Raw genomic sequence first — 12,596 nt, forward strand, 5'->3', positions numbered from 1 at the left:
TGTTCTTGTCGGCGCTTGCGCCTGCGTGTGGGAAAACGCAGAATGGCTTAACGCTACCAAGCAAGCGCTTGGTGTTCAATACTTGGCGCCTATTTGATTAAAAATTCTCAAGGCCGTTAAGATGTTTGACTCAAATTGATCAATACGGGGAGTGGTTCGTGATTGAAAGTGGGCAGGATTTCGTGGAGGTTCCCGAAGAGTTATCGCCACAGCAGCTGGTAGGTGCTTTGGTGGCAGAGGGAGTGCTAACAGATCCTGAATCTGCCCGTGGACGTTTGCTGAATGCTGCAGCGCGGTTGTTTGAGCAAAAAGGGTTTGCCCGCACGACAGTGCGGGATCTCGCTGCGGAAGTGGGTATTTTATCTGGAAGTATTTTTCATCATTTCTCCAGTAAGGAGCAGATTCTCTGTGAAGTAATGCGGGAGGTGACGATATTTGCCGGTGCGCGAATGCGAACCGCAGCGGAACAGAGTCGAACACCACAAGAGAGGCTTCAGGCCTGTATTCAGTGCGAATTAGAGGCTATTCATGGATTGGCAGTACCGGGTTTTTCTATCCTGGTGGTGGAATGGAGGAGCCTATCCGAAGAGAGCCAGCAGGAGGTTTTACGCTTGCGGGAAGAATATGAGCAGATATGGCTGGACGCTATTGAGGCCGCCGAGTGTCCTGGTGGTGATCCCGCTCTGGTAAGGCGTTTACTGGTCGGTGCATTGAGCCACACATACAGTTGGTTCAGGCCGAGAGATAAGGGGCTGTCCATTCCTGATCTGGCGGCGCGTGTTTTAACAATATTCACTCCCTGAATTCTTCCTAAATTGGCAAAGCGTGCCAGAAAAACTGTGAACTTTGCCTTCTTTCCTGCCATTTTTGTTTTTGAACTGGCTTGGTGAGAACTGGTGCGCAACTGATTTTCTCTGAATCTTTTACTCTCCGCGCAAGACGTAATGAATGTGACATTTTGCGTCACTTGGTGACAGGAGAGGGAGATGGCGGGCCAGGATTTATACCAGGTGGTATCCACTGGAAGGACACTTCACGCCAAAGAACCGGGTCCGGTTATCCGGGATGTGGCTAAATTGTTCTCCATCTCGGAGCCCCAGGCGCGCAGGCTGCTACTAAAAGGCTGGGTGATTAAGGATCAGCTGGTTTCTGACCAGGCGTTGGAGTTTCGCACCAGTTTGCAGAAAATTGGTCTGCGGGTAGAGGTTTGCCCGGCGGGACGCTTTGATAACCGCGAGTTGATTGCAAAAATAAAAGTTGCTCAGCGGCGTAAGGCGCAAGTGAGTGCTGCCTCGGCTTCAGAAAAACCGCGAGCCGGCACAGACCCTTTTGTGGCTGCAGGCCAGGAATCCCCTGGAGTGGGTCAAGCTCGGGTTTCAACTTCACCCACTACAGTCACTGACCAACCAGCTGTGCAGCCGCAAGGCTCACCCAGTTCAGTTGAACAGATTTTATCTGAAGCCAGCCGTTTACAAACCGATACTGTCACCAGTCAGGGAAAGGCCCTGTGGGGAGTGGTTAAGGCCACAATTGTTCCGTCAGTATTCTTGTCGATCCTATCCGCCTGTGTATTTTTTAGTGGTTATGCCCTATGGCAAATTCCCCTGGCTGCCTGGCAGGGGGAGTTGACCGGAGTAGTGGTGACGTTGAGCCTGATATCGGTGCTTCTCGCTTTGTTTATTGGCTTGTTATTGGCCTGGCCATTTTTCTGCTTTTCCCCTCGCTTGCGAGATCAATCGGGACCACGCCAGCTATTGCCTGCTGATGGCAAACAGGCCCTTCAATTAATCGAGTTAATGGCCGATAAATTAGGCTTGCCGAAGATCAGCCAGGTCTTTGTCAGTGCGGACTCCCAAATTGTGTCACAACCGAGTTTTTTTCAGGTTCTTCAGCAACGTCTACCACTTACACTGGGACTTGCAAGTGTTGCCTCCATGGAAGGTAGAGAGGTTCTGGCGCTCGTGGGCAGGGGGCTCGCCGTTTATCGCGGTCGTTTGCTGGGTACTCTAGGTTGGTTAACTTACGGTGCAATGCAACGATTGGAGTTGATGCAGTGGGCCTTTGAAAATGAGCGCAGCGCGGTCAGCCCGAATAACACTCCTGGAATTTTGGTAAAACCTTTTCACCGTATGCTTGTGACCGGGGGCTATATTTTTCTTCCTCTCCTGCAGCGCCTGGAGGCGCTGCATTGCCGCCTGACAGCTGGCAGTGCCGTGTTTCTTCAGCAGGGGGCTGATAGTGTCGCAGCGCAGATAATAGGTAGCAATGCTTTGGCTGACTTTGCCAGGAAGTGGCACAAACTGGTACATGCAGACCTCCTGGTAACAGAGATTAACCGCGAGGCCCAAGCTATGGGCCGTAGCTGTGTGAATACTCCCGAAGCGGTGCGCTGGGTGCAGGAGAATCTGGATGCTGATACTTGCGATGCGGTTGATGCCGCTATGGCACAAGCGAGAGATCCCTGGGATATTCAGCAAGCTATCGATAGTGAATGCGTGGTTGAGTTAATTGAACGGGGCTTTCCCGGCCAGATCAGGTCTGCGGTGCCCCTGCAATCAATGTTTGTAGACTTTGCCGGCCTTGCGATCGCTGTGACAGCAGAGGTTGCTGGCCAGGACTGCGAGATGGTTGAAAATCGGCTTTTACTCAGTTCGAGTAAGGAGTCAGAGGAATCTGCGGAGGTGCTTGAAGAGTATTTCAATCGTTTGGTCCCCCTGACTATGATGCCATTGCGTAGGCCCGCCTCTACGGAAATGCAGGCGATGGACCTGCAGGGCACCATTGACTGGCTGCGCAGTAAACTGGTGGAACTGCGTGATTTACGCGGGCGCCGGGAGGACCTGCAGATCAGGGTTTTTGCTATGCAGCTGGGTGCGGCCCTGATACGCGGTAAAGTCCGTATAACTGCGGATGACTTTTGTTTACAGGGCTCCAGTCTTGCCGCTGCACAAGAGCGGATCGCGGTTAAGCGCACTGAACTGGAGGAGTCTCACAAGCAGCTGCAACAGATTTATGGTGTTTTCTACCAGCGGCTGTGCCTGGCACTTGTGACTATGCCGGCCGATCAACGCCAGGTGGCCAGGAATCAGCTTCGTCATTTGGCAGCTTACGATAACTTGGCACCCCATTTGGATCGGCTCGCCGGTTACAGCCATTCATTTGCAATGTTTTCTCGGCATTTATCCCCCGAGTTGAATGAAAGAGAGCTGGTGCAGAAATATATGGCGCTATCGGTGCGGGAGATAGATGCCATAGTGGCTGCAGTGCAGGGTTCAGAGCTGTTGAAAGAGCAGGGGCTGGCTGCAGCTCTGGACTTGAAGGCTCAACGGGAGTCACCTAAGAAACTGCCTCAAGGGCATCAGGAGGCCCTGGATGTACTGCAGGTATTGGAGTCGCGTTGCAAACAGATCCGTGCTGCGATACTGGAACACTATCAGATCCAGCTTGCTACGCTGGTAAGGCAGTGTCTGGAGAGGGAAAAGCAGTTGCAGTTAAACCCACTGCGACTGCTCAAGGTCGGTTAACCGCCAGCCAATTTTACCGTGTGATTGCGTGACTCCAGGAATGCTTTGATCTCTGTGCGTTTGTCGCCCTGGATTTCAATCACCCCCTCTTTGAGGGCGCCACCGCAACCGCAGCGCTTCTTGAGTTCTGCCAGCAGAAGCTTGAGTTCGCTGTCGGTGCCTGGCAATCCTCGTACGCAAGTTACTCCTTTCCCTTTGCGACCCTTGGTCTCTCTCTGGATTCTAACTATGCCGTCTCCATCGCGGCGCTTCTCAGCCTTGGGCTCTTCTTTAATGCGACCGCGATCAGTTGAATAAACGAGACGATTCTCCTTGGCCATGGTTGGGGTTACTCCGTTGGTATTTGCTGGAAATTCCTGGCGATTGTGCCCGAGGTGGGCAGGATGTCAAAGTCACTGCAGGCGATGTTGAAAATGGGCGACCTCCGGTGCTTGAGAGGTTAGAATTTTGCCGCAATATAAAACAGCAGCGTAGTTGAGGTGATAGATGGCGTTGGCAGGACGTCGAAAACTGCTTAATGAGGTAATTTTCGGAACCGAGACCCGGGCAGGGCGAAATTTTGATGTTTTTTTGATCTGGGCGATCCTGATCAGCGTGGGTTTGGTGCTCCTGACCTCCATAGGTACGGTGCGCGACCGCTATGAGCACTTACTCATCGGCCTGGAATGGGTATTTACTGGTCTCTTTACCATTGAATACATCGCTCGGATATATTGCACGGTGAATCGGCGCAAATATATCTTCAGTTTCTATGGGATTGTGGACCTTCTCGCAATTCTCCCCAGCTACCTGGCCCTTCTCTATACCGGAGCCACTTACCTGTTGGTGATTCGCCTGTTGCGGGTATTGCGGATTTTCCGAATCCTGAAATTGGTGCGCTACTTGCGTGATGCCAATGTATTGCTGCGGGCCCTAGGGCTGGCCCGGCGTAAAATTCTGGTGTTTTACTCCAGTGTTTTGGTTATGTGCATTATTTTTGGCTCCTTGATGTTTGTTGTGGAGGGGCCGGGCCATGGGTTCACCAGTATTCCCACCAGTGTGTATTGGGCCATTGTGACTATTACAACTGTTGGTTATGGCGATATCTCTCCGCAAACTCCTTTGGGGCAGGGCATTGCTGCAATGACCATGCTGATTGGTTACTCAATTATTGCAGTGCCTACCGGTATTCTAACGGCGGAGTTGGCTGGAGAAATGCATCGGGAGCGAGTACAACAGCGCTGTGATAACTGCAGCCGTAGTGCCCATGACCCAGATGCGGAATACTGCAAATTCTGCGGCCATCGCCTGGAGGATATGGAAGAGAGCGAAACGCTGTAAGATATTCACATTTTGTCACTGTCGGCCAAAACAGGGCCGGCAGCCACTTATCAGCTTATGGTTTTACCACTCATCCGGGACGCGGACTGCTATGACTTCTGCCTTGGCGCAGAGGCGTCTATTGCTGGTGAGATTGCAGTGCAGAACGGTTTTCTTGGCGGAGCGCTGAACAATAGTTGCTTCGAGAATGACCGGTTTATCGATGGCAGCCGGTGCCAGATAGCTAATATCCAGTTTGCCGGTGGCATACCAGATCTTGTCACCAGTGCCGACAGCTCGTCCGGCTTGCAGGTAACCATCGGCGATGGCTGTGCATACGGTATGGCAGTCGATAACCGTAGCGATGATTCCACCGTTTAAATATTGTGCAGGTCCAGCATTGTGATGGGAGCTGGGAAGGAACTCGCAGCGGGTTTGATCCTTCTCGGTCCAGTAGCTTTTAATACGCAGGCCCTGGTCATTGTCTGGGCCACAACCGAAGCAATGGTTACCCTGGATCTGATCTTGAATTGCGCTTTCCTGAGTCATATTTGTCCCTCGCTATGAGCGCGCCATAGTACCGATTTGCACCGCAGAGTGGAAGAAACTACCCTTGCGGGCTTGCAGCAGAGTTACCCGAATTATCTGGACGTAAATACATGGAAATATACGGCTTTTGTGCCCCTGGTCTTGAGGCTCTTTACGATGCTTTTGCCAGAAATTTTCGCGAGTGTGGTGATACAGGAGCGGCTTTTGCCGTGCGCCAGCATGGAGAATTAATCTGTTCCCTGTGGGCAGGAAGTGCAGACCGGGGAGCGGAGAGGCCATTTACCGAAGACACACTGGCCAATGTTTTCTCCTCTTCCAAAGGCATCCTTGCGGTGTTGGCGATGCAGCAGGTTGCGGCGGGGAAGCTGGATCTGGATCGTCCGGTAGCGGCTTACTGGCCAGAATTTGCCCCGGGCAAATCGGCTGTCACCGCGCGCCAATTGTTGTGCCATCGCAGTGGTCTCGTCGCTTTTCGGGAGCGGGTAAAAGACAGTTTGATTTACGATTGGCAGGCGGCCTGTGATCAGGTTGCTGGTACAGAGCCCTGGTGGGCCCCCGGCAGTGCTCAGGGATACGCACCATTTCTATATGGCTGGAGCCTGGGTGGATTGATTGAGCGGGTCGCTGAAAAACCGCTGTTGGAACTTTATCGGGAATTGTTAGCCAAACCCCTCAACCTTGATGGAGGCTTCGGTGCGAACGGTCATCGCTCGCAGAGAATTGCCGATGTCAGCCCGCTGAAACAGCCATTGCCGGAACTGCGTGAAAATGCAATTGGACGAGCCATAAAAGAAGATCGCAAAGGGCCGGTTGCTATGGCATTTAGTAATCCGATGAGTTTGATGATGGGTACCAATAGCCCCGAGTGGCGCGGTGCCCTGATTCCCGCAGCCAATGGTCATTTTAGTGCAAGAGATCTGGCTGCGGTTTACGGTGAACTCTCTTGTGACGAGCCGACTATTTTACCCAGGCCGTTGATAGATGAGGCGGCAAAGGAGCAGAGTCATGGTCGCGATAAAGTATTGCAGGCGGAGGTAAGCTTTGGCTGCGGGTTTATTCGCAGCAGTACTGCTGCTGACCTGCGCTTTGGTGGTAACCATGGGTTTGGGCACCCGGGAGCTGGCGGTAGTGTCGGCTTTGCTGATCCGGAAAAAGGGTTGGGCCTGGGTTATGTCACTACTCGTTTGGGGCAGAGCCTCTTTATGGATCGCCGAGCGGTGGGCCTGGTCGATGTTCTTTATGGGTTGTTGTAATGACTGAAGAAATACAGGCCTTGGTTGAGCGGATTGATGAGCTGGAGAGCCGCTTGGCTTTCCAGGAGGACACTATAAGCCAGTTGAACGATGTGATCGCTCGCCAGGATACGGATATCCGCTCTTTGCTCGCTCACATGCGTGAGCTGGGAGAAAAGTATCGCACCATTGCCTTTGAAATGCAGGGAGGGGGCAAGCTGCTGGATGAAAAGCCACCGCACTACTAGTCGGACTCCAGCTAATAATGGTTTTCAGTGGAGTTTTTAGAGATGTCCACAGGCTTGGCGTACAAATAGATTTTGTCTCTAAATGACAGGTTAAGTGGTATTTGCTGCCTCTTGGATGACGCTTTAAAAACAAAAGCGTCTAAAAAAATCACTTCAAAGTGGGGCAGGGCTATTGACAAACTTTTCCACATTCCTGGATGGTAAAAATTGGTCTTAATGGAAGAGATATCCACCGCTGTATGCTGTCTTGGCAAATTTATAACTTGTTGTTTTTACAAAGAAAACTGAAGAGTTTAAAAAATGTGCAAAACGCTGCAGGCGAGGGCTCACGCCGCCTGGCGTGGAGCACCGCTGATTAATGCACAGTTTTATCCACAGAAGTTGTGGAAGACCGGGGGTTGAATGCTTCTTGCTCGATGCTCTGCCCACTATTGGTACTCATTTATGAGCGGTCGGTACTTAATGGGGACTAGTCAGTAGAACTGACAATCAATTCGCCTTAATCTAAGGAAAAATTCATTGGGTTGGTTCAGCCGCCAGTCAGTTAGCGTGTTGAACAATATTGAGATTGCGCAGGATCTTGTGCAGCTGAATGCCCGTTACTTAAAAATGCGTTAGGAGAGCCAATAATGAAATATTGGGTAGCAGCCCTGGCAATGGGTTCAATGGTCGGTTGTTCCACATTGGACCCATATACAGGTGAAAGTAAAACCAGTAATGCAGCCAAGGGGGCTGGAATTGGAGCTGTGACTGGAGCGATCGTAGGTGTCGCTACTGCCAGTAAAAAAGACCGCGGAAAAGGTGCCCTGACAGGAGCCCTGGGTGGCGCGGCGATCGGTGGTGGTATTGGTTACTATATGGATCGCCAGGAAATGCTGCTGCGTCAGCGATTAGAAGGCACTGGTGTGCGTGTCGAGCGTGAAGGAGACAATATTCGCTTGATTATGCCTGGCAATATTACTTTCGGCACTAACCGTGCAGATATTCGCACAGATTTCTATGACACCCTGGAATCGGTCACTATTGTCCTGCAAGAATTTGACAAGACGGCCATTCGGGTAAGCGGCCATACCGATAGCACGGGCTCAGATGTTTACAACCAGAGCCTGAGTGAGCAGCGCGCTAATTCTGTAGCCAGTTTCTTCAGCGGTCAGGGCGTCTCTTCAGGTCGTGTCCAAGCAGTAGGTTACGGTGAGCGTTATCCTATTGCCAGTAATGACTCTGAAGCTGGGCGCCAGGCAAATCGCCGGGTTGAGTTGGAACTGCTGCCGTTATAACGATTAGGTCAGGTATTTTCTACCTTTAGTCGTTTTGTCATTGGTGCTCAAGTTGATCGACTTGAGCACTATACCGCTTCACTAATTCCCAATATTATTCTGTTTAATTTATTAATTTTTCTTGATTAATGCCTGTCTGAGTAAGCTATTTGTTTTTCCTGACAAAGAGCTCTCGAATTTAATCTCAAGTTGCCCGATCGATAACGTATTGAGAAAGAATTCTCTCATTTACCCCATTGCCATCTTTAGAACCCTTTTACGGTGTTTTTTCGGTTGCCACCTAAGCCACTTCTTTCAACTCAGAGCTTATTGTTAGTCTTTCATGTTGCTCTGTTTTCAAGTAAATCTAGCTAATCCAAAGCTTACCACTATTTTTATTCCATTAAATTTTCAGAGAATGTTTTGTGGGTCAATCGAGGGTGGTCAGTTATTCTTTGAAATCTCATCCTGCCCGACAGTCAAAAAAATCGAAATGCCAGAATGTGTATTAAAAAATAATTTGCTAATCATGTTTTTTATGTGTGAAAAATAATATCTGTTTTTTGCTTGGGTGTGCAGTACTACCTATATTCTGATTTTACTTCCTTCATGATTTTTAGCGTGTTGGCAGTCAAGTAAGCAGGAAAGTCCTAAAATTAAGTTGTCTGGGGTTGGCCTGGCACTAATAATATCTTCGTGGTTTTTTCGGTTTTTGGATATGTACTTTATATTTTGTCCATTAAGGTGGTTGGTACGATAGTGTTAATTAAAGTGATGCGAGTCAAAAATATATATTGTTTTTGCGGCTGGGGGTGCGCTGGATATTTTTATGAGTGCGGTGAGTAGAGTTAGGTTGGCCGTTAAAGGTTTACTGCTTTCCTGATGTCAATCGAGTTTGCTCATAAATAGTATTTTCTTATAAATATTTTTTGCGGATTTTAGGTGAGGCTGGGTAGATGTTCATGTCTATCTTGCCCGATATTTAATTCGGTACAGTGAGTTGGTTAGGTATTTATCTGAGTATTATTGTTCATGTTTTTACCCCGGTGAGCAACTGCCATGGATGCTGAAGAAATATAATAATTGTAGTTGTGAACTTGACTGAGTTTTAGAGACCATAAGGTGAAATGTTGCAGGAAGCTTGTCCTTTTGGTTGAAAAAGATAAGTTCTAAGATGTAGGGCAATGATGATTGTCAATCTTCATTGCTTAAATGTTTCGTGAGATTTACGTTGATGTCGTTTTCAGTATTTCACTTGAAGAAATTATCGAGAGGATGGAAAGGCTCTTTCCCTAAGTTTAGATGGTAATTTTATAAGGGTTATAGGTGGTTCTTGTAGGAGGTGTTGGCTAAAAGGAGATTCTGAAAAGCCTACTCAATGAGTACTTAACTTAAATAAAACCTTGACTCTTCCCTTAAGAGGAGGCTTTAGAATTTTAATAGCTCCAGTGAAGGCAGGGTGTTCACTTAATATACTGGTAGATGTAGTGGCTACACTTAATTGTTGAATTGATCGTTAAGTAAATAGTTTATGGTTTAAGCGGTAGTATGGCGGCCTTGGTTAATATTTTTAGATGGGAAAATTGTTTCACACTTGATGGAATATTTTATGAAATGCAGACTTAAATGTATAAATTTCAAGTCTATTTGTTCTTTTAAAATTTATAGCTTGGAATTATTTCTTGTTATTTGTTGGGGTTGATTATTTGCCTCTTTCAGGTTGATTTTATTGGGTAATGTAGACGGGTTGAGGCAGTACTGCAGGTCTCTAATTAGTGCTTAATTTAGATGTATCGAAAAGTGACCTTCAATTACCTGCTGGTTTACAAGCAAAAAGTGTCAGATTTTCCTGGGTGGAAAATAATGTTTATTGGTGTTTGAGCGAGATAATTAATGGTTCGTTGGTACCATTTAAGGTTGTAAATTTTACTGGTGCGGCTTGTAGATACAAGTGGGATGAAATTTAGTCAGTTAAAAGGTCCCAAATTTTAGGTGACTCGTTATTCCTTAAAGTAATAATAATATCACTTTACAGAATATGAGTGGTTGGTACATCCTAATGCAAAGTCACTTAATTCCAATGAGTTATTTTGCCTTTTTGCGCCAAGTTAGATTTGCGAGAAAACATAAAGAATCCTTCAGGATTGACAAGTTAGTTGTAGGTGTTTGCCGTGAAAAGTAGTATCCCATCACCATACCTGGGTCTCAAAGCAAGTAAAAAGAGAACGATATCGATCGTTATTTGTTCTGGTGCCCAATGCCTGGATATCGCAGGCCCAGCTGAGGTGTTTTCGTTTGCTAATAAACAAATGGCCGATTTTGGGTATGGCGAAAATCAGCTATATAACATTGAATTTTTGGCTGCTAGCAAAGAGCCCAGACAAGTCACTGCGGGCCTGAAAGTGCATCCAGATAAGTGTTTCTACGAGGCGGATTCGATCCATACACTTTTGGTTGGTGGTGGTACCGCGAAAAGTTGCCTTGATTTAACAGATGACAGTCAGTTTCTTGATTGGTTGAAAGCTAAGGCAAAAGAAGTTGAGAGAATCGGGGTAAGCGGAAGTGGTACATTGGTACTTGCCGAGGCTGGAATTTTATCAGGACATAGGGCTACAACTCATGAAAAATACATTGGTGATCTAAAAAAATATGAAAATATTGAAGTAGATGAAAAAGCAATTTTTGTGAAAGATAAGAAAATCTACAGTTCAGTAGGGAGAAGTGCAGGGATAGACTTGGCCTTAGCTATGGTTGAGGAGGACTTTGGTCGAAAGCTGGCACTTTTAGTTGCTCGAGAAATGATTTTGTATCTGAAGCGTGATGGTGATCAGAGTCAGTACAGTAGCTATTTGCAGGCGCAATTAAAAAACAATAGGTTTTCTCCGTTGTTGGAATGGATAAATCTAAATTTAGAGAAGTCTCTCAGCGTTGACTTTTTGGCTAAAAAGCAAGCAATGAGCCCCCGAAACTTTTCTCGTTGCTTCACAAGTGAGATAGGTGTAACTCCGGCTCGATATTTAGAGCAGGTTAGAGTTGAGAAAGCCTGTCAGTTAATCTTGGAGGCAGGGATTAGTCAGGATGTAGTGGCAACTCAGTGCGGCTTTTCATCTCAGGAGCAAATGAGAAGGGCATTTCTTCGGCAGAAGGGTATTCTTCCAAGTAAATACCGCAAACAATTCGCTTAAAAACGCTTGATTCAGATACTTTTTCGGTTATCTTCCAGGTGGGAAGGGGGATTTTCAGTGTTAGAGCTGAATGCTCAATTGAATCTAGACGTCTGAGTTGATCAATATCTTTACTTTTAGTTAATATTTATATTTTGCAAGAATATAAATATGAAATACATACTTTTGGCCGGTTTATTATTTGCATCTTCTGCAAATGCTGAGATAGCTCTTGATTACCTCAAGGTACCCGAGGGCTTTAAGCTCAGCTACTTTGCGGAAGATGTTGAGACAGCTCGTCAATTGGCGCGCTCTGAGTCGGGTACAGTATTTTCAGGTTCTTTCAGTGCGAAGAAGGTCTATGCATTCAAAGATACGGATAATGATGGTATAGCTGATCAACGTTGGCTATTGATGGATGGTTTAAAGGCGCCGACAGGTATCGCTTACAAAGATGGCGATCTATATGTGGCTGATGTCAATAAGATCATTCGTTTTCCTCAAATTGACAAAAACCTTGATAAACCGAAGTCAGAGGTTATTTACGATCAGTTTCCAACGGACAGGCATCATGGTTGGAAGTTTTTACGTTTTGATAGTGAGGGACAGCTGATAGTGCCTGTCGGCGCGCCCTGTAATATCTGTGATGCCAACGAAAATTACTCAAAAATATTCTCTCTGGATTTGCTAACTAAAAAAACAAAAGTGATTGCTAATGGAGTGAGAAACTCCGTTGGTTTTGATTTCCATCCGCAAACTAATGAATTATGGTTTTCAGACAATGGTCGGGACATGATGGGTGATGATATCCCGCCCTGTGAAATCAACAAGGTAAGCTTTTCAGGAGAGCATTTTGGCTACCCCTATTTTCACGGTGACGATATTGCAGATCCGGAATTTGGTCAGGGCAAGAAAGCCACTGACTATTCCAGGCCGGTATTAAATCTAGATGCCCATGTGGCGCCTCTAGGAATTCACTTTTATCGCGGTGAACAATTCCCTAAGGGCTATCAACAGAATCTTTTGGTTGCCGAACATGGTTCCTGGAACCGGAGTAAAAAATCTGGTTATCGGGTGATGTTGGCAACTGTTGAAAGTGGTGAGATTACTGATTACAAACCGCTGATTACTGGCTTTATGCAGGATGAAATTACCTATGGTCGTCCCGTTGCATTCCTGGAGATGCCAGATGGCAGTGTGTTAATTTCCGATGATTTCGCCCATAAAATTTACCGCTTAAGCTATAGCAGTCTTTGATCGATAGGTTTTCGAGTTGCCAGGGCTGCCAATTGGCTAGCCCGTGTCGAAAAGTGTCTCAGAATCA

The 12,596-nt window shown here is 47.2% G+C and carries 10 protein-coding genes; 8 read left to right on the forward strand and 2 right to left on the reverse strand.

Features of this window, described 5'->3' with window-relative positions; genetic code table 11:
- Positions 1-158 precede the first annotated feature (158 nt).
- Both BTJ40_RS09650 and BTJ40_RS09655 read left to right on the forward strand, forming a co-directional pair.
- A complete protein-coding gene (locus BTJ40_RS09650; RefSeq protein ID WP_108732889.1) occupies positions 159-803 on the forward strand; it encodes a TetR/AcrR family transcriptional regulator in 645 nt (214 codons plus the stop codon).
- A 183-nt stretch (positions 804-986) separates the two neighbouring features.
- On the forward strand, positions 987-3,524 hold the full coding sequence (locus tag BTJ40_RS09655; protein ID WP_108732890.1) for a hypothetical protein: 2,538 nt from the start codon (positions 987-989) through the stop codon (positions 3,522-3,524).
- On the opposite strand, the gene yciH is transcribed toward BTJ40_RS09655, so the two are convergent.
- The gene (yciH, locus tag BTJ40_RS09660) at positions 3,521-3,844 is read right to left on the reverse strand and encodes a stress response translation initiation inhibitor YciH (protein WP_108732891.1); all 324 of its coding nucleotides are present in this window, start codon (positions 3,842-3,844) and stop codon (positions 3,521-3,523) included. The genes BTJ40_RS09655 and yciH overlap by 4 nt on opposite strands.
- 166 nt (positions 3,845-4,010) lie before the next feature.
- Between yciH and BTJ40_RS09665 the strand changes: the two genes are divergently transcribed.
- On the forward strand, positions 4,011-4,844 hold the full coding sequence (locus BTJ40_RS09665) for an ion transporter (protein ID WP_108732892.1): 834 nt from the start codon (positions 4,011-4,013) through the stop codon (positions 4,842-4,844).
- Between the two features lie 63 nt (positions 4,845-4,907).
- Here the strand turns inward: BTJ40_RS09665 and BTJ40_RS09670 are convergent, their stop codons facing one another.
- On the reverse strand, positions 4,908-5,372 hold the full coding sequence (locus BTJ40_RS09670; protein WP_108732893.1) for a PaaI family thioesterase: 465 nt from the start codon (positions 5,370-5,372) through the stop codon (positions 4,908-4,910).
- Positions 5,373-5,482: 110 nt separating this feature from the next.
- On the opposite strand from BTJ40_RS09670, the gene BTJ40_RS09675 reads away from it, so the two are divergent.
- From BTJ40_RS09675 to BTJ40_RS09695, 5 genes are all read left to right on the forward strand, one after another.
- A complete protein-coding gene (locus BTJ40_RS09675; RefSeq protein WP_108732894.1) occupies positions 5,483-6,625 on the forward strand; it encodes a serine hydrolase domain-containing protein in 1,143 nt (380 codons plus the stop codon).
- On the forward strand, positions 6,625-6,852 hold the full coding sequence (locus tag BTJ40_RS09680) for a SlyX family protein (protein WP_108732895.1): 228 nt from the start codon (positions 6,625-6,627) through the stop codon (positions 6,850-6,852). Before BTJ40_RS09675 ends, BTJ40_RS09680 begins: the two co-directional genes overlap by 1 nt.
- 629 nt (positions 6,853-7,481) lie before the next feature.
- Complete coding sequence (locus BTJ40_RS09685; protein ID WP_108732896.1) at positions 7,482-8,129, forward strand: OmpA family protein; 648 nt, start codon at positions 7,482-7,484, stop codon at positions 8,127-8,129.
- Between the two features lie 2,150 nt (positions 8,130-10,279).
- Entirely contained in the window at positions 10,280-11,293 is a 1,014-nt protein-coding gene (locus BTJ40_RS09690) for a GlxA family transcriptional regulator (RefSeq protein WP_192879398.1), read from the forward strand.
- A gap of 150 nt (positions 11,294-11,443) precedes the next feature.
- Entirely contained in the window at positions 11,444-12,529 is a 1,086-nt protein-coding gene (locus BTJ40_RS09695) for a sorbosone dehydrogenase family protein (RefSeq protein WP_108732898.1), read from the forward strand.
- Positions 12,530-12,596 lie beyond the last annotated feature (67 nt).

This window comes from Microbulbifer sp. A4B17, assembly GCF_003076275.1.
Taxonomy (GTDB): Bacteria; Pseudomonadota; Gammaproteobacteria; order Pseudomonadales; family Cellvibrionaceae; genus Microbulbifer.